Here is a 17,886-nt window from a genome sequence, read left to right as displayed (position 1 = left end):
GTGATCCCCCTGAGCGACCAGCCTCACTGCGGTGCAGTTGCCGAGCGACGCCGGTGGTCTGCATGGCCACGAGTACGCCATCGACGCTCTCGTCGCCGCCATGGCCCTCCGCTCCCCGGCGCCCGTCCTCGTGCTGACCTCGGACCGCGACGACTGGGCCAAACTGTGCGGCGACCGCGTACAGATCAAGGACGCCTGATGGCGTCGCGCGTGTGCGTGCCCACCTGCGGGTCGGCCCCACTACGTAGATGCCCCCAGGCGGCCCCCATCCGCCGATGCCGCCCCGCCGCCTTCCCGACATGGCATCAGATCGACGGAACCCCAGGCAGGGCGGGACTCGGCCACGATGGCCCGTATGGTTGGCCGTGCACGGGCGGTTCAGGCGCAGGGCAGAAGGACCACCCCGTCCTCGTCCGCGTGCAGCACGTCCCCGGCCTCGAAGGTGACGCCGCCGAAGGTGACCGGCACATCCACCGCCCCGCTGCCCGCCTTCCCGGCCCGGCGTGGATTGGTGCCGAGCGCCTGGACACCGAGCGGCAGGGTGGCCAGTGCCGCGCTGTCGCGGACGGCACCGTGGACGACGACTCCCGCCCACCCGTTCTCCAGGGCCCGGGTGGCCATGCGGTCCCCGAAGAGCGTGGTGGCGAGGGAGCCGCCTCCGTCGACGACCACGACGGCGCCCTCTCCGGGCGTGCGCAGCAGTTCGTGCAGCAGGGCGTTGTCCTCGTAGCAGGACACGGTCCGCACCGGTCCGGCGAAGGATCGGGCGCCGCCGTAGTTGGTGAACTGCGCATCACAGACACGGAGTTGGTCACCGTGCTGGTCGGCGAGGTCGGCGGTGGGGACGGGGGTCGTGACGGTCGTCGACATGCGGGGCTTCGCGCCTCTCACTCGGACTGGTGGCTGGGGCTGGCCACTGGCTCTCTTGCACAGCAGGACGATTCGACGTCCCACGAGCGCCACTTTGCATCAATATGCAGATCTATACAATCCCTCGGGTCGCAGCTGGTGCGGCGCTTAAGATGGGATCTCCCCGTCCCCGTACGAAGAGCGCAGCGTGATGTCGCGGCCGAACCTGACCACCTCCATCGCCACCCGCCTGGTGGACCTGCTGCGCCGCAGCGGACTCGAGGAGGGTGCGCACGTCACCGAGCAGTGGACCGCTGACGAGCTGGACGTCTCGCGCACCCCGGCCCGCAAGGCGATGCTCTTCCTCGCCGAGGTCGGCATCCTGCGGCGCGAGCCCAACCGGGGCTTCTTCCTTGCCCGTTCCGCCGCCACACTGGCCGGGACGGACCTGTCCGACGGTGGCGACATCGAGCAGGACGCGTATTTCCGGATCGCCGACGACTACGTGGGCGGCCGCTTCGCCGGGCCGTTCACGACGGCCGACGTCGGCCGCGGCTACGGCCTGACACCCCGCCAGGCCGAGCGGGTACTGGCCCGCATGGAGTCCGAGGATCTCGTACGCCGCAAGATCGGCGGGCGCGGCTGGGAGTTCCAGCAGGTCCTCAATACGGTCGAGGCGCACGACCAGAGCTACCGCTACCGCATGATCATCGAGCCGAACGCCCTCCTTGAGCCGGGCTTCACGATCGACCCGGAGGCTGCGGCCCTGCACCGCAAGCAGCAGGAGGCCCTGCTGCGCGGCGACATCCTGCTCTTGCCGCGGGCGGAACTGTTCCACGTGAACGCGTCGTTCCACGAGATGCTGGTCGGCTTCTCGGGCAACCAGTTCCTGCTCGACGCCGCCCGCCGCCAGAACCGGCTGCGCCGCCTCATCGAGTACCGCCACCAGGTCGACCGCTCCCGTCTGGCCGGTCAGGCGCGGGAACATCTGCACATGCTCGACCTGGTCGAGGCCGGCGATCTCGAAGAGGCGGCGGCATTCCTGCGCCGCCACCTTGACAAAGTGCGCACCATCAAGACGGGCCGCTGACCCCGCCCGGCCCGAGCACTCACCCTCCCCGCTCTCACGCCGCGACAGATTCCTCGCTCCAACCATTGTATTAATCGGCAGCGCAGGACAATACTGACGGCCCGGCGCACCCGGCGTGCGCCCGTGGACCCGCCCGCGCCTGAACCACAGCAGGGATCATGAGCACAGACCACACCGCCGCACTCGCGGCCGCAGCCACCGATGCATGCGCTGACGTGCCCGGCGCATCCGTCACCGCCGTCCTCACCGTCGACGGTCGTGCGTACCGCCATCTACCGCTGGACCGGCTGCTGCCGGCCGAGCAGCTCGCCGAACTGCCCTACGCGGTCAGAGTGCTGGTCGAGAACGTCGCTCGTCGCTCTCCGGCCGCGCTCGGCGCCGTACTCGACCGGATCCGGGCGGGCCACGGTGACTGCGAGGTGCCGGTGCACCCGAACCGGATCATGCTGCACGACACGACGTGCCTGCCCGCGCTCGCCGACTTCGCGGCCCTGCGCGACAGCGTCGCCGAACTCGGCGGTAATCCGGGGCAGTTGCAGCCCGCAGTACCCGTGGACCTGACCGTCGACCACTCCGTCATCGTCGAGGAGTACGGGCACGGCGACGCCGTCGAGCGCAATCTGCTGATCGACTTCCGGCGCAACGCCGAGCGGTACGCCTTCGTGAAGTGGGCCGAGCGCAGCCTCAGCAACTTCCGCGTGGTGCCGCCGGGTACGGGCATCATCCACCAGGTCAACATGGAGACCCTGGCCCGCGTCGTCTGGCAGCAGGACGACCCGGCAGAGGGCGGCGGTCTGCCGTGGCTGCACCCGGACGTGCTCGTCGCCACCGACAGCCACACCCCGATGATCAACGCCCTGGGCGTCGTCGGCTGGGGCGTCGGCGGGCTCGAAGGGCAGGCCGCCATGCTGGGCGAGCCGGTCACCATCCCGTTCCCGCGCGTGGTCGGCGTCCGGCTGACCGGGCGGCTGCGCTCCGGTGTCGGCGCCACCGACCTGGCCCTTACTCTGACCCAACTCCTGCGCGAACAGGGTGTGGTGGACCAGTTCGTGGAGTTCTGCGGGCCCGGTGTCGCGGCGCTCGGCTGGGCGGAGCGCGCGGCGGTCTCCAACATGGCGCCCGAGTACGGGGCGACCTGCGTCTACTTCCCCTACGACGACGAGACCGCCGCGTATCTGCGCCTCACCGGCCGGGACGAGGAGCACGTACGGCTCGTCGACGCCTATCTCGGCGCGCAGGGGCTCAAGCGGATCGCTGACAGCCCTGAGCCACGCTACGACGACCTGATCGAGCTCGATCTGTCGATGGTGGAGCCTAGCCTGGCCGGGCCCGATCTGCCGCATCAGCGGCTGTCGTTGTCGCAGGTGCCCGACTCCTTCCGGCCCGCTGCCACCGGTCGGGCACCGGTGACGGTCGCCGGTGAGCCGCTGCCCGAGGGGCCGGTGGCCATCGCCGCGATCACCAGTTGCACCAACACCGCGAACCCGTCGCTGATCGTGCAGGCGGCGCTGGTCGCCGAGCGGGCGCGGGAGGCCGGGCTCACGGCGAAGCCGTGGGTGAAGACGTCGCTGTCGCCGGGCTCACGGGTCGTCGAGGACTATCTGCGCGAGGCCGGACTGCTGACCCCGCTGGAGGAGACCGGCTTCCACATCGTCGGCTTCGGCTGCATGACGTGCATCGGCAACTCGGGCCCATTGCAAGATGAGTTGGAGCAGGTCGCCGCCGACGGCGGGGCCGACCCGGTCGCCGTCCTGTCCGGGAACCGCAACTTCACGGGCCGCGTCAACCCGCGCGTCGCCCACTCCTACCTCGCCTCACCGCCGCTCGTCGTCGCGTACGCGCTGGCCGGGTCGATCCGGCACGACTTCGAGCGCGAGCCGCTCGGCAGCACCGCCAACGGCACGCCGGTGTTCCTCAAGGACCTGTGGCCCAGCGACGAGGAGGTCGCCGCGCGCGTCGCCGCGGCCGTGCGGCCCGCGATGTTCCGGGCCAACGCGGCCCGGCTGCGCGAGGGCACCCAGGCGTGGCGCGACATCGAGGCGCCGGACGGCGTCCGCTTCCGCTGGGACCCGGAGTCGACTTACATCCGGCGCCCTCCGCACCTGACCGGCCTGCCCGCCGATGCACCGGGCCGACTGCGTATCGACCGGGCCAAGGCGCTGCTGCACCTCGGCGACGACGTCACCACCGACCACATCTCACCGGCCGGCGCGATCCCGGCCCGCAGCGCCGCCGGACACTGGCTCACCGAGCGCGGCGTCGCCCGGCGCGACCTCAACCAGTACTCCACGCGGCGCAGCAACCACGAGGTGATGCTGCGCGGCGCGTTCAGCAACGCCGCCGTGAGCAATCAACTCCTGCCGTCCGCACAGACGTTCAAGGGCGGGCACGCGTACACCGCCGACCGTTCCGCGGTCCTCCCCGTACACGAAGCCGCACCCACCTACGGCGCGGCCGGCCTGGACCTGGTCGTCGTCGCGGGCCGCAACTACGGCGCGGGCTCCAGCCGCGACTGGGCCGCCAAGGCGCAGGCGCTGCTCGGCGTCCGCGCGGTGATCGCCGAGTCGTACGAGCGCATCCACCGCAGCAACCTCATCGGGATGGGCGTACTGCCGCTGGAGTTCGAACCCGGCGACACGGCATCCGCGTACGGCCTCACCGGTGAGGAGGAACTCGCCTTCGGCGGCCTCGATGCGCTGCACGTCGGCACCAACCCCGTCGCCCTGCACCTCACCCGCCCCGACGGCTCCCGCACCACCGCCCGGCTGAGGCTACGCCTCAGCTCACGCCAGGAGCTGGCGTATCTGCGGCACGGCGGAATCCTGCCGTACGTGATGCGCCGCGCCGTCGCCGCCCCGTAACCCCGACGCCCCCTGCCACCCCCCTCTCGAAGTCGCAGCTGACAGCGCCGTCGCGCTCCCTACGAGAAGAGCCGCCATGTCTCCGACGCCACCACCGTCCCCACCTCGCCCCGCCCGCCCTTCCCGCCGTCGTGTCCTGCGCACAGCCGCTGCCGCCGGGACCTTCGCCGCCCTGGGCGGGGCCCTGGCCTCCTGCACCGCCGACGAGGCGAACGCCGCCGCACCCAAGGCCCCCGCGTACTACCCGGCCTCGTACGACAAGATCGTCGAAGCCTCGCGGCGCGAGGAGAAGATCCTGATCTACTCCAACACCTCACAGACCAACTGGCAGCCGGTCTTCGACGCGTTCAGTGACCGCTACCCCTGGCTGTCCGACATCCGCGCCACCAACCTCGGCGGCTCGGCGGTCTACGAGCGCTACTACAGCGAGTCCGCCACCGGCAGGTCCCCCGTCGACCTGCTCGCCAACAACGCGGGCCCGCTGTGGGGCGACTACGCGGCCCGGAACGTCGCCTCCGACTACCGCTCGCCGGAGAAGGACCATCTGCCCGGCTGGGCGGAGCTGGTGCCCGGCGTGTGGACCATGTCCACCGACGCCGTCACGCTCATCTACAACCGCAAGACCCTCGACGCGTCCCAATTCCCCAAAGGATTGCGGTCGTTGGCGGACATCGTGGAGGCGAAGCCCTCCCGGTTCCGCGGCAAGATCGGCGTGTACGACCCGACGAACGCCTACGGCTACGCCAGCAACCAGGGCTACACGGCGAACGTCCCCGGCGGCTGGGACACCTTCCGCCGCGTGCTGCCCTTCACCCGCCCCGACCACTCCTCCGGCACCCTCGTCGAGAAGGTCGTCTCCGGCGAGTACGACGTGTCGATCAACCTCAGCGGCGGCGTGGCCATCCCGGCCGCCGAGAAGAGCGGCGGCCTGCTCGGCTGGAGTTACTGCGCCGAGGGCACCGTCATCATGCCGCGCGCCGCGTCCATCGTGAAGACCGCGCCGCACCCCAATGCCGCCCGGCTCTTCCTCGACTTCCTGCTCTCCGCCCGCGGACAGGCCGCCGTCGCCGAAGGGGGCCTGTCGCCCTACCGGCCGGGGGTCCGCCAGGACGCCATGGACAGCTTCCAGGACATGCAGCGCAGGCTCGGCGCGGACCAGGTGCATCTGTACCGGCCCAAGAAGGTGCCGCAGGACGTCATGGAGGCGTACGTGACGCGCTGGGAGAAGGCGGTGGGCTGACCCCGCCCCTCGCCAAGACCTCCCACCTTCTCTTCCCCATCGGCCTGTTCGTACGGAGTCCCCATGGCCATCCAGAATCCCGTGGCGCCCACGCCACCCCGCAGTGCCCCGCGCGCCAGCGACCTCGGCACGCCGCAGTACCGGCGCCTGTTCGGCGCCGGGCGTGAAGTGACCATCCACTGGCTGACGTTCCTGATCACCGCCGCGCTCGTGCTCGCACCCGTGATCCCGATCCTCTACCAGTCGATCCGCAACCAGCCGCTGTACGCGGCCGGCGGCGCCTTCACCCTCTCCAACTACACCCACTTGTTCACCGAGGCGGGCTTCGGCTCGATCATCCTCGACACGCTGCTCTTCGCCGCGCTGACCACGCTCTTCGCACTGGTCATCGCGGTGCCGATGGCGATACTCCTGGAGCGCACCCGCTTTCCGGCGGCCCGCCTGTTCGGCCAGGTGCTGCGCTGGCCGATCTACATCTCGCCCCTCGTCCTCGCCTTCGGCTGGATCGTCGTCTACGGCCCCGCCGGGTTTTTGACCACGTCCGTCCGCGAGGCGTTCGGCTGGGTGCCGTGGAACCTGTACACGCTGCCCGGCATGGCGTTCGTCGAGGCTGTCGCGCAGGTCCCGATCGCCTACCTGTTCTGCGCTAACGCCCTGGCCGCATCCGACAGTTCACTGGAGAACGCCGCCCGCACGGTCGGCGCCGGGCCTTTCCGCATCCTGCGCTCGGTCGTCGTCCCGATGCTGCGTCCGCCGATGCTCTACGCCGGTCTGCTGATCTTCGGCACGTCGGTGGAGACCCTCTCCATCCCTCTCATCCTCGGTGAACCGGCCGGGATCACGCTCTTCTCCAACTTCCTCTACGACCAAGGCATCGACTCCATCAGCCCGGACTACGGCCTGCTCGGCGCCGCCGCCACCTTCATGCTGCTGACCACCATCGGCCTGGTCGTCGTCCAGTCGCGGCTACTCAAGCACGCCCAGCGGTTCGTGTCGGTGCGCGGCAAGGCGTCGCGCTCGCATCTGCTCGACATCGGCCGCTGGAAGTGGCTCGGCTTCGCCTTCGTCGGGATCTACGTCGTCTTCGGGGCGCTGCTGCCTCTGCTCGCCCTGATCCTGCGGGCGTTCACCTCGCTGCTGACCCCGCTGGTCAACCCGTTCTCGCTGCTCACCCTGGACAACTTCAAGCTGGTCTTCGCGTACGCGCCGTACACCGAGTCGATCACCAACAGCATCACCGTGGCCCTCATCGGCGCGGTCGCGGTGACCGTGTTCGGCACGCTCGTGGTGCTGGTCGCGCGCCGCTCGGACTTCCGCTTCGCCCGCCTCCTGGAGACGACCGCGCAGTCCCCGCACGCCGTGCCAGGGCTCATCGTCGGCATCGGCTTCTTCTGGGCCTTCGCGTGGATGCCCGGCGGCGACGCCGTACGCGGCACGCTCATCGCGCTGATCATCGCCTTCGGCGTACGGGCCCTGCCGTCCGCGTACGGGGCGATCTCACCGGCGACCATGCAGCTGGGTGCCGAACTCGACAACGCGGCCCGGGTCGCCGGGGCCGACTGGTGGCGCACCGTCTCGCGCATCCTGATCCGGCTCCTCGTCCCCGCGATGCTCGCCTCGTTCCTGCTCATCTGGACGCAGATGATCCGCGAGTACGCGCCCGCCATGTTCCTCGCCGGGTCCGAGTCCCAGGTCATCGGCACCACCGCGATCGACCTGTGGACGCAGGGAGAGACCGGCTCGGTGGCCGCGCTCGCCACCCTTCAGATCGCCGTCACGGCGGTCGTCGCCGGCCTCGCCGGACTGCTGCTGCGCGACAAGACGGCCGCCAAGGCCGAGGCAACCCAGGCCGTCACGGCCGGCACGAACCCGAAGGAGCTGACCCATGCCTGAGCTGGCCGTCGAGAACCTCAAGAAGTCCTTCAACGGGACGACCGTCCTGGAGGACATCAACTTCGCCGTCGCCGACGGAGAGTTCTTCACCCTGCTCGGCCCGTCCGGCTGCGGCAAGTCCACCACCCTGTCCTGCGTGGCGGGCCTGGAGACCCCAGACTCCGGCACCATCCGCGTCGGCGACCGGACCTTCTACGACGGGGTGCCGCGCAACACGGTGCCGCCCGAGGGCCGCAATCTTGGCCTGGTCTTCCAGTCGTACGCGCTGTGGCCGCACATGACGATCGCCGACAACCTCGCCCTGCCGCTCAAACTCCGCAAGGTCGCCAAGGACGAGCAGCGCCGCCTGATCGACGACGCCCTCGCCAAGGTCGACATGGCGCACCTGCGTGACCGCTACCCGCACCAGCTCTCCGGCGGCCAGCAGCAGCGCGTCGCTCTCGCCCGCGGCATCGTCTACTCGCCCGGCGTCCTGCTCCTCGACGAACCGCTGTCCAACCTCGACGCCAAGATGCGCGACCAGGCCCGCATCTGGCTCAAGCAGCTCCAGGGCGAGGTCGGCATCACCACGGTCTACGTCACCCACGACCAGGTCGAGGCGATGTCCCTGTCCGACCGCATCGCCGTCTTCATGCACGGCCGTCTCCAGCAGGTCGGCACCCCGACGGAGATCTACGAGACCCCCGCCACTCCGGAGGTCGCGGGCTTCATCGGCCGCTGCAACCTCCTGGACGGCCGGGTCGGCGCCGCTGACGGGAAGGTCGTGAGCGTCGAACTCGGCTCCACCGGCCAGCACTTGAAGGTGGCGGGCACCGCGCCCGCCGGGACGTCCGCGACTGTCGGCCTGCGCTCGGAGCGCATCACCCTCGCCGCCCGCGCGGACGCCCCGCACGACGGCGCCGTCAACGTACTGCGCGCCAAGGTCGAGCAGTGCTCGTACACCGGAGCCCGCTTCGAGTACGAGCTCACCGTCGGCGACCTGCGCATCCACGCCGAGAGCCCGGTACGCCACACCGACGGCGATCTCAGCCTGCTCATCCGCCCCGAGGACTGCCTGCTCTATCCGGCAGCCCCCTGACCAGCACCCAGCACCGCCCGTCCCGCCGCACCGTTCCGCAGGAGGAGAAATGACGTACAGCAGACGCGAGTTCACCCACCTCGCCGTGTTCGGTGCGGCGGCGACGGCGCTCGGCATGGCCGCACCCACGGCCACCGCAGCCACAGCCTCAGCAACCACCACCGCGGCCACGCCCGCGGCAGCCGGCTCCGACGTCCCCTGGGGCGGGCCGCTCGCGCCCGACAAGCCGCTGGCGAAGGCGTACGACACGGCGGCCAAGGCGCTGTCGGAGGTGGACGACAACCCCGTCATCCGCTGGCAGTACCGCGTGTGGTGCCAGACCGGCTACCGCGGCATCGGCGACGCGGGTACCGGCCAGCCCGTCGACGCACTCCCCGACCCCACCAAGGACTTCGTCTCCCCGAACGGCTTCCTCTACAAGAACCACATCAGGCCCATGCCCGCCGGCGGCGTCCAGTTCCTCGACAACGCCTGGTACTTCGGCACCGACTTCACCGGCCTCGTCATCGTCCGCACCCCGGACGGCGGCCTGGTCATGCTCGACTCCCTCACCACCCCCGACGACATGCGCACCCAGTTCCTCGACCAGGCGTCCGCCGCGGGCCTGGACCCGAGGCGGATCCGCTACGTCTTCATAGGCCACCGCCACGTCGACCACACCGGCGGCGCCAACCTCATCCGGGACCGGTACGCGCCCACGGCCAAGTTCGTCATGGGGCAGCCCGACGCCCAGTACGTCGCCAAGGCCCGCGCCGAGCTGCGCGCCCACCGCGACGAGTACACCAAGGAGGAGTACAAGGCGAAGCTGGCGGTCCTCCCGAGCCGTATCGACATCCAGATCAAGGCGTATCCCGGCCACACCGTCGGCATGGAGCGGATCGAGATCGCGCCCGGAACCGCGGCCGTCGCCGCCCTCGCGCCCGGACACACCGAGGGCCAGATGACCGTCATCGTCCCGGTCGAACACCGGGGAAAGACAAGCAAGGTGGTGGTGTGGAGCGGCAACGACAACGCCGACGCCGCCTCCCAGTACGCCATCTCGTCCGACTTCGTCCAGGGCCTGGCCGCCCAGGAGGGCGCGGACGCGTTCATCAACACCCACGCCTACCAGGGCGCCGCCTTCAGCCACCTGCGCACCCTCAAGGCCGACCCGTCCGCCCCCAACCCTCTCCTCATGGGTGTCGCCGGGGTACAGCGGCACATCGAGATCTTCGGCACCGCGCACCGGGCGCTGGCGCAGCGGCTCCTCGACGGGACGTGGAAGGCGATGTAGCGGGCGGGTACCGCGCCCTGCCGGTTCGTAGCCTGCCGGTCCCGCGGCCGACAGCCGGCCGGGGTGATCAGTCGCGGGTCAGGCCCAGTTCGCCGGCGCGCACTCCGGCCTGGAAGCGGGAGTCCGCGCCCAGGACGACGAGCAGGTCGGCGACCCGACGGCGGTAGGTGCGCAGGGACATGCCGAGTTCCCGCGCGGCTGCCTCGTCGGTGGCGCCGGAGGACAGGGCCCGCAGGACCCTGCCGGCTTTCGCGTCGGTCCGGGGCCGCCTCGCTCCCAGGAAGACGTCGAGGTCGATGGCGTGCTCCCAAGCGGCTTCGAACAGCGCGTACGCCCCGTCGACCAGGGCAGGCGCGGCACTCATGGTGTACCTGCGGTGTCCGGGAGCGGGCGGGGCGGAGGGCACGGGGCCGGTGAGGATCATGGTTCGCCGGTCGATGAAGACGGTCCCGCGGGACAGCGGGGTGGCGGAGATGCGGATCCGCATGCCCTGGGCGGCCATCTCGCTCAGGGCCTCCCGGTCGCGCTCGTCGGCGAGCACGGCGGGGCTGTACAGCTTGCGGGCGCGGGCCGCCGCGTCACGCCGCATCGTGCGGCGGGCCGCCTCACGAGCGCCGGGCCAGGTGTCGAGGTCGCGGGCGACGTTTACCCATTCCGCTTCGTACGACTCCGTCAAGGGCTTGATCCGCGCCCACAGCTCGAGATCACCGGTGAGCTCCAGGAACTGTGTCATACGCCCATTGTGCGCGCGGCGCCGGTCGCGGGGCCGGTTGATGAGGCGCGTGAACACCGTCCACGGGGCTCGGCACCGTTCACGCGGCACGTGGCCAGCATCCAGGGGGCACGGAGTCAGCGTCCACGAGGGGGCGCACGGCGGCGCGTGGCAGCAACGTGTCACGGCCTCGGCAGCCGAAGCCGGGCCATGCAGACTGGCGCCATGAACGACACGTTCCGCCTCGGCGGCGACCTTGATGTCCATCGGCTCGGCTTCGGCGCGATGCGCCTGCCCTCAAAGGACGGCATGGGCGGTCCCGCCCGCGACCCGGAGACCAGCCGTGCGGTCCTGCGCCGCGCCGTCGAACTCGGCGTCAACCACCTCGACACCGCCGACTTCTACGTCAGCGACAACGCCGCGGTCCGGGCGAACACCCTGATCCGCGAGGCGCTGCACCCCTACCCGTCCGACCTGGTCATCGCCACCAAGGTGGGCCCCATCGTGCGATCGGACGGCTTCTCCCACGGCACTGCCGCAGATATGCGCGGCCTCGTCGAGGCCAACCTGGACAGCCTGGGCCTCGACCGCCTCGACCTCGTCTACCTCCGCATCGGGGCCATGGCACCCCCGCACGGCGAGTCGCTGGCCGAGCGCTTCGAGGCGCTCGCCGCACTGCGCGAGGAGGGCCTGATCCATCACCTCGGCCTGAGCAACGTCGACGCCCGACACCTCACGGAGGCGCGCGCCATCGCGCCCGTCGTCGCCGTGCAGAACCAGTTCGCCGCCGGGAGCGGCGAGGCGGACCTCCTGGCCTCGTGTGAGGAGGCCCGTATCGCCTTCGTGCCGTTCTTCCCGGTGGGCGGTGGCCGGAACGTCGATGACAAGGGTCTGGCCGAGGTCGCGGCCCGGCACGGCGCCACCGTCCCGCAGATCGGCCTGGCCCGGCTGCTGGCCTCCTCCCCGGTGGCCCTGGCCATCCCCGGCACGGGATCCCTCTCCCACCTGGAGGAGAACATGGCCGTCGCCTCGCTCACCCTCACCGAGCAGGACCTCGCCGACCTCGGCTGACCCCCGAGCCCTCGCCTGATCTCGTGCCCGAGTACCCGAAAGAAGCCCCCGTCATGAAGCTGCTCATCCTCGGCGCGACCGGCCCCACCGGTCGCCACTTCGTCGACCTGGCCCTGCGATCCGGTGACTCGGTCACGGCCTTGGTCCGCAACCCGGCCGGCCTGGGCGACCTGGCCGAACAGATCACCGCGGTCACCGGCGACGCCACCTCGCAACGCGACGTCGCAGCCGCGGCGGCCGGTCACGACGCGATCGTCTCCGCGCTCGGCAGGGGCAGCTCGGTGCGCGCCGACGGCCTCTTCACACGCGCCTCGGCCGCCGTACTCGGCGCGGCCGGGGACGTGGGTATCTCCCGCCTGGTGTGGCTGTCGTCGTTCGGTGTCGGCCACACCCTCAAGTGGTCGAGTCCGGCACAGAAGCTGATCTACAACACGCTGCTGCGGTCGATCTACGCCGACAAGGAGATCGCGGACGAGCGCATCCGCTCCAGCGCTCTGGACTGGACCGTGGTCTACCCGACCCGGCTGACCCACGGCCCCGCCAAGGGCGCCTACAGCGCGGACGACCGGCTCCCGATGAAGGGCAACCCGACAATCAGCCGGGCGGACGTCGCCGCCTTCATGCACCAGGCGGTGCACAGCACAGAGTGGATCCACCGCACCGCCGTGATCTCCGACTGAACGGGGTGCTGCGCCCCCACGACGCGCCGCTCGAAGACCAGGCCATCGGCTTATGACAGGCGTTATAGACGGGTGTAATCTGACGTCGCCTATAACAACTGTCATAGGAGGAACGTCGTGACGATCATCACCGTGAACACCTCGAAGGGCCGCCTGAGCCTGGAGCGGCGCCGCAAGCTGGCCGGGACCCTGACGGACGCGGTCCTCGTACCCGAGGTCGGGCAGTTCGCCCCGCCCGCGCGGGTCGGATTCCAGGTGCATTTCGTCGAGCGCGAGCCGGACATGATAGCGATCGGCGGACGGCTCGTCGCGGACATCGGCCCGGAGGCCGACATCATGGTGATCGATGTGGCGGTGATGGACGGGGACTGGCGTCAGGAGGTCAGGACCGCCGTCATCGAGCGTCTCCTGGCGGCGCTGGCAGACGCCTGCGGCCTGGCGAAGCCGTCGCCCGCCTGGTGGGTCAACTTCCGCGTGATCGACGAGGGAAGCTGGGGCTCCAGCGGTGGCGTACAGTCCATCCTCTCCCTCCTCGAAAGCGGCGTGTTCACCGAGGAGAAGGCCAAGGCGATCCGCGCCGCGCTCGGGGCGTGAGCGCAGGCCGGGGCCGGGCCATCCACCCCGACCCCGGCCAGTCTCCGGCCCCGGTCAGTTCCCGGTCGCGGTGGCGATGAGGGCCTGTAGCTGTTCGGCGGTGCGGTCGAGCGGCTCGGTACTGCGCTTGGCGCGGCACATGGCCACCGTGCCCTCGACCGCGGCGACGATGAGCGTCGCGAGCTGCGCGGCCTGTTCCGGCTCGGCGCCGTGCGCCCTCAGCGAGTCGGCCAGCAGGGCTTCCCACTGCTCGAAGACCTCGGCCGCTGCGGCCAGGGCGGGTGGCACCTCATCGGCGGGCGGCTCTTCGATGGCCACGGCCAGCACGGGGCAGCCCGCATGGAAGCCGCTCTCGACGACGATCTTCCGCCACAGCACCAGGAAGGCGCTCAGTCCCGCCGCCGGACCCGCCTCCAGCTCCTTGCGCAGACTCCGCGCAACCCAGTCGCCCGTAAAACGGACGGCCTCGGTCGCCAACTGCTGCTTGCCCTCAGGGAAGTAGTGATACGTCGAGCCGAGCGGCGCCTTGGCGTGCTTGGCCATCTCTCGGATGCTCGTCGCACTCAGCCCGCGCCTGCTGATCATGTCGGCGGCACCGGCCACGATTCGCTCGCGCGACGGCGCACTGCTCTTGACCATCTCTGAGCACTCCCCTCTGGCTATAACGTCCGTCATAGTCTAGCGTGACCAGCGTCTATAACGACTGCCATAGGAGCTGCCATGCCCATGATCCGCCTGACCGCCCCGGCCGGCGCCCTCACCGACCAGGGCCGCGCGTCGATCCAGCGCGACCTTGCCGCGGTGCTGCTGCGCTGGGAGGGTGCCCCGGACACCGCCTTCTTCCGCGCCCAGGCGTGGAGCTACCTCGTCGAGCTGCCCGAAGGAGCGCAGACCACCGCCGAGGACGACGCGCCGCGCTTCCTCTCGGAGGTCACGGTCCCGCAGGGCGCACTGTCCGAGCGGCGCAAGGCGGGCCTCGTCGAGGACACCACCGCCACCGTGCTCGCCGCGGCCGGACTGCCCTCGACCGAGGCGCTACGGGTGTGGGTCCTCGTCAACGAACAGCCCGACGGCACGTGGGGTGCGGGCGGCTCCGTCATCCGCTACGCCGACCTCGTGGCCGCCGCGAAGGGACAGCAGGCCGATGCGTGAACTGACCTACACCGGCCGGTGGACCGCCGAGTGGCGCGAGGCCCCCGACCCCAAGGTCCGCTCCGCGGGAGAGGCGATCGTCGCTCCGGTCGCCGCCACCACCTGCGACGTTGACTCCGCGATCCTGGCCGGACACGGCTTCATAGCCCCGCCCTTCGCCCTCGGCCACGAGTGCGTGGCCCGCGTACTCGACATCGGCGACGCGGTGACCACCGTCGCCCCCGGGGACCTGGTCGTGGTCCCCTGGTCCATCAACTGCGGCACCTGCGACAACTGCCGCACCGGACTAACCGCCCACTGCACCTCGGTCCCGCACATGGCGATGTACGGGGCACCGATCGGCGGCAGTTGGGGCGGTCTCTTCTCCGACCTGGTCCACGTCCCGTACGCGGACGCCATGCTGGTCCCGCTGCCGACCGGCCTCGACCCGGTTGCCATGGCCTCGGCCAGCGACAACTGGTCCCTGTCCTGGCGCCTGGTCGCCCCGCACCTCAAGTCCCGCCCCGGAGCCCGGGTGCTGGTCGTCGCCCGGGGCAGCATCGGCCTGTACGTCTGCGACATCGCCCGCGCCCTCGGCGCCTCCGACATCCTCTACGTCGACCCGGACCCTGAACACCGCAAGCTCGCCGAGAGCTACGGCGCCCGCACCGCCGAGACACTCGAACCCATCCGCCACGGCTTCGACCTCGCCGTCGAGGCCACCGGCCGCGTCGACCAGCTCGCCCTCGCCGTCAACTCCCTCGCACCCGAAAGCATCTGCGAATCAGCGGGCAACCACTTCCGCCCCGGCGCACTTCCTCTCCTCGACATGTACCTCACCGGCGTCACCCTGCGCATCGCCCGCGACAACGTCCGCAGCCACCTCCCCGACGCCCTCGCCCTCGCCGCCTCCGGCACCGTCACCCCCGAACGCGTCGTCTCCCACGTCCTCGACTGGGACCACCTCCCCGACGCCCTCCCCGAGAAGCACCTCAAACCCGTCTTCGTACGCGACACCACTTCGCCCCCGACCGCACCCTGACGACCGACACCCCCGCACAGAGACAGCCGATGAACACGCCCCTCACCACGACAAGCGCCACCGAAGATCCGGCAGCCGAGGACCTGGCCCCGCACCGAGGGCGATCGCCGCCCTCGGTCACGAACTGCGCCTGCTCGTCGACGCCACCGTCCGCACCACCGCCTCACCAGAGACCCTGCACCGCCTGGCCGAGGACACCCGAGCCTTCACCCAACAGCTCACCGGCCAACGCCGCTCCCCATCGGAGATCCCCGAAGTCGATGAATTCCCGGGCGGAGTACGGATGTTCAGCCCAGTCACCGGCACCGGCAGCCCGATCGCACCGCTGATGCACGTCACCCGCACCGAAGACACCCTGACCGGACGATGCAGCCTCGGCATCCCCCACGAAGGGCCACCCGGCTACGTCCACGGCGGCGTCAGCGCCATGCTCCTCGACGAACTCATGGGCCGGGCATGCACCACCGTCGGCAGACTCCCGTTCTCGTCGACATCGAGATCCGGGCCCGGCGAGCGCCTCCCGACGCCGTTGTCCTGTCTCAACGAACCCAGTCGATCCCGACCTGCTGACCAGGAGCGACTAACTTCGTTGAGACACCCGCCCGTGGAGCGGACCCGCGCCGCCGACCCTCCAGCCTGCGGCGACTGGATTCGCTGAGACGAACCGCGGTCGTCTCGGTTCGTTGAGACGGGACAGCCGTCGACAACTGCTCTCGTGTGACGTCGATAAAGCCACCCGTCTGCGCTTCGAGGACCGTCTTGGTTCCGGGCCGCGGCGAGGTTCACCACAGGCTGAGAGGTCGCCCCGCTGCGATCGCTGTACGGATGCGCGCTTTGATCGACTCTACGGACTCCCCGCCTTTCCGGCCGGCCTGGATGGCGGCGCTGATGGCGCGGGACCTTCTGGCCGGGCCGCGGACGTCAGCAAGCGGACTGCTCGGGTCGCGCCGGCGAGCCAGCCATTCGGCCCGGTTCTCCGCCGCCGTGCCGAGACGCAGGTGCGTCGGCTGCTGGCAGGAATGGTTGTCGCAGGTGTGGCAGACGGTCGGGCTGTCAGTTCCCCAGCCGAGTCGAGGGATCACACCGTGCGCGAGCTGGTATCCGTACAGATGGCCCGGCACCGTGCCCGTGCGCGTCCTGCCCGGCCGCGACGCGGCCCTGAAGCTGGCGTGGCCGGTGCTGGAGATCCCGCCGAGGAAGAACCAGCAGTCCTCGGTTGACGGGGTCCAGTAGACCTTCGCCCAGTACCGGGCTTGTACGGACTCGTCGGCCAGCCAGCCCGTCCACTCAAAAGGCGGTATGCGGACGGGCGTTGGCTCGCCGATGAGCGAAAGTTGCTCGTCAACGTGAACGGGCCCGGTCCCGTTCACCGCCGAGAGCGGGAAGAGGCCGGGCCCGGAGTCGTGCTCAGGCGGCATCAGCCCGGCCGTCGTCCGTCACGGCCGGGACCGAGGTGTCAGAGGTCGAGGAAGCCGCGCCGGCCGCATCCGGTCGAGGCTTACGGGTGCGGGTGGAGCGGGGCCGCTCGGCGCGGGCCCGCAGCTCCTCGATGACCACCTTCGCCCGAGCGGCGGTAACAGGCTTCGCTTCCCGCTCCAGCTCCTCCGCCGGGACGCCCAGCAGTTCCGAGACCAACTCGGCGTCGTTGTCGAACAGCCGCAGGACGACAGCAGCGGCTTCCCGCGCGGTGACGTCTGCCTCCTCCTTCGCCCTGGCCGCCTTCGCCGCGGCCTCTCGCGCGGTCAGCGCGTTCGCGGCGGCCATCTCGCGCGTCTTCGCCTTCAGTGCTTCAGCAGCGCGAACCCGCCGCCGCAGCTCCGACGCGTTCACCGGCCCTGCCGAATTGGTGCTCACCCGTGCCCCCAGTTCTGTTCGAAATCAGTGCTCGTCGCGCGCAACGTAGACACAGGTCCGCGGACATCTCGAACCACCAGTTCGTCAGGTGCCGGCCCACCAGAGAACAGCCTCCGGCGGGTCCTCTCTCGGAGGGGGCGGGGGCTGGCCTGTTGGGTGCGGCGTTGTTGTGGTGCGGGTTGGGGGGCGGGGTTCCCTCCTCGGTCGGACACCCCGAGGGGCGTACCAGGAACCCGGACACGGCGTCCAGGCCGGGCCGCTTCGCGGTCGCTTCGCGAGCCAGGACACCGCGCCCGGAACCCTGGTACGGCGGAGCTGTCCGACCGAGGAGGGAACCCCGCCCAGGTGCGTTGTGGCCGGGCCTGGCCGGGCGAGTGCGGGTCGGTGGGGTGAGGGATGAGCAGGGCAGAGCGTGTGTTCGGGTTGACCCAACTCCTAGAACATGGTTTAATTAATGATGCCGGAAGGGGAGGGCAACCCCCGACCGGCACCGGCGGGCCGACCGGCCGCTGACAATC

The 17,886-nt window shown here is 70.6% G+C and carries 16 protein-coding genes and 1 pseudogene; 12 read left to right on the top strand and 5 right to left on the bottom strand.

Annotation, left to right across the window (positions count from 1 at the left end):
- Positions 1-19: 19 nt before the first annotated feature.
- Positions 20-199, top strand: a pseudogene (locus HC362_RS15470) (DNA-binding protein); the annotation flags it as partial.
- A gap of 179 nt (positions 200-378) precedes the next feature.
- On the opposite strand, the gene rraA reads toward HC362_RS15470, so the two are convergent.
- Positions 379-870 carry a ribonuclease E activity regulator RraA gene (rraA, locus tag HC362_RS15465; RefSeq protein ID WP_243084549.1) on the bottom strand — a complete coding sequence of 164 codons (492 nt, stop codon included), beginning with the start codon at positions 868-870 and terminating at the stop codon, positions 379-381.
- A 190-nt stretch (positions 871-1,060) separates the two neighbouring features.
- Here rraA and HC362_RS15460 point away from each other — a divergent pair, with 190 nt between their 5' ends.
- The 6 genes from HC362_RS15460 to HC362_RS15435 all read left to right on the top strand — a co-directional run bounded on the left by HC362_RS15460 (position 1,061) and on the right by HC362_RS15435 (position 10,284).
- Positions 1,061-1,939, top strand: a complete 879-nt coding sequence (locus HC362_RS15460) for a GntR family transcriptional regulator (RefSeq protein ID WP_243084548.1) — start codon at positions 1,061-1,063, stop codon at positions 1,937-1,939.
- A gap of 158 nt (positions 1,940-2,097) precedes the next feature.
- Positions 2,098-4,800 carry an aconitate hydratase AcnA gene (gene acnA, locus HC362_RS15455; protein WP_243084547.1) on the top strand — a complete coding sequence of 901 codons (2,703 nt, stop codon included), beginning with the start codon at positions 2,098-2,100 and terminating at the stop codon, positions 4,798-4,800.
- Between the two features lie 76 nt (positions 4,801-4,876).
- A complete protein-coding gene (locus HC362_RS15450; protein WP_279240103.1) occupies positions 4,877-6,040 on the top strand; it encodes an extracellular solute-binding protein in 1,164 nt (387 codons plus the stop codon).
- A 63-nt stretch (positions 6,041-6,103) separates the two neighbouring features.
- Positions 6,104-7,933, top strand: coding sequence for an iron ABC transporter permease (locus HC362_RS15445; protein WP_243084546.1), 1,830 nt, complete (start codon positions 6,104-6,106; stop codon positions 7,931-7,933).
- A complete protein-coding gene (locus tag HC362_RS15440; RefSeq protein ID WP_243084545.1) occupies positions 7,926-9,011 on the top strand; it encodes an ABC transporter ATP-binding protein in 1,086 nt (361 codons plus the stop codon). Before HC362_RS15445 ends, HC362_RS15440 begins: the two co-directional genes overlap by 8 nt.
- Before the next feature lie 49 nt (positions 9,012-9,060).
- A complete protein-coding gene (locus HC362_RS15435; RefSeq protein WP_243084544.1) occupies positions 9,061-10,284 on the top strand; it encodes an MBL fold metallo-hydrolase in 1,224 nt (407 codons plus the stop codon).
- 67 nt (positions 10,285-10,351) lie between these two features.
- Here the strand turns inward: HC362_RS15435 and HC362_RS15430 are convergent, their stop codons facing one another.
- On the bottom strand, positions 10,352-11,017 hold the full coding sequence (locus HC362_RS15430; protein ID WP_243084543.1) for a DNA-binding response regulator: 666 nt from the start codon (positions 11,015-11,017) through the stop codon (positions 10,352-10,354).
- Between the two features lie 204 nt (positions 11,018-11,221).
- On the opposite strand from HC362_RS15430, the gene HC362_RS15425 reads away from it, so the two are divergent.
- The 3 genes from HC362_RS15425 (at position 11,222) to HC362_RS15415 (ending at position 13,341) form a co-directional block, all read left to right on the top strand.
- Positions 11,222-12,067 carry an aldo/keto reductase gene (locus HC362_RS15425; RefSeq protein ID WP_019357901.1) on the top strand — a complete coding sequence of 282 codons (846 nt, stop codon included), beginning with the start codon at positions 11,222-11,224 and terminating at the stop codon, positions 12,065-12,067.
- A gap of 53 nt (positions 12,068-12,120) precedes the next feature.
- Positions 12,121-12,747, top strand: a complete 627-nt coding sequence (locus HC362_RS15420) for an NAD(P)-binding oxidoreductase (RefSeq protein ID WP_243084542.1) — start codon at positions 12,121-12,123, stop codon at positions 12,745-12,747.
- A gap of 117 nt (positions 12,748-12,864) precedes the next feature.
- Positions 12,865-13,341: a hypothetical protein gene (locus tag HC362_RS15415; RefSeq protein ID WP_019357899.1), complete on the top strand. Its 477-nt coding sequence runs from the start codon at positions 12,865-12,867 to the stop codon at positions 13,339-13,341.
- Positions 13,342-13,395: 54 nt separating this feature from the next.
- Here the strand turns inward: HC362_RS15415 and HC362_RS15410 are convergent, their stop codons facing one another.
- A complete protein-coding gene (locus HC362_RS15410; RefSeq protein WP_243084541.1) occupies positions 13,396-13,980 on the bottom strand; it encodes a TetR/AcrR family transcriptional regulator in 585 nt (194 codons plus the stop codon).
- Between the two features lie 81 nt (positions 13,981-14,061).
- Between HC362_RS15410 and HC362_RS15405 the strand changes: the two genes are divergently transcribed.
- Positions 14,062-14,493 (top strand): tautomerase family protein, encoded by a 432-nt coding sequence (locus tag HC362_RS15405; RefSeq protein ID WP_243084540.1) that lies wholly within the window; start codon positions 14,062-14,064, stop codon positions 14,491-14,493.
- Positions 14,486-15,514: an alcohol dehydrogenase catalytic domain-containing protein gene (locus tag HC362_RS15400; protein WP_243084539.1), complete on the top strand. Its 1,029-nt coding sequence runs from the start codon at positions 14,486-14,488 to the stop codon at positions 15,512-15,514. Before HC362_RS15405 ends, HC362_RS15400 begins: the two co-directional genes overlap by 8 nt.
- 782 nt (positions 15,515-16,296) lie before the next feature.
- Here HC362_RS15400 and HC362_RS15395 read toward each other — a convergent pair.
- Both HC362_RS15395 and HC362_RS15390 read right to left on the bottom strand, forming a co-directional pair.
- Positions 16,297-16,932 (bottom strand): HNH endonuclease, encoded by a 636-nt coding sequence (locus tag HC362_RS15395; RefSeq protein ID WP_243084538.1) that lies wholly within the window; start codon positions 16,930-16,932, stop codon positions 16,297-16,299.
- Positions 16,922-17,368: a hypothetical protein gene (locus HC362_RS15390; RefSeq protein ID WP_243084537.1), complete on the bottom strand. Its 447-nt coding sequence runs from the start codon at positions 17,366-17,368 to the stop codon at positions 16,922-16,924. The genes HC362_RS15395 and HC362_RS15390 overlap by 11 nt, the downstream gene beginning before the upstream one ends.
- Positions 17,369-17,886 lie beyond the last annotated feature (518 nt).

Source organism: Streptomyces sp. 891-h, assembly GCF_022760275.1.
In the GTDB taxonomy this organism is placed as follows: domain Bacteria; phylum Actinomycetota; class Actinomycetes; order Streptomycetales; family Streptomycetaceae; genus Streptomyces; species Streptomyces spirodelae.
The sequence above is the reverse complement of the archived record's forward strand: the minus strand, read 5'-3'. Positions and strand labels throughout refer to the sequence as shown.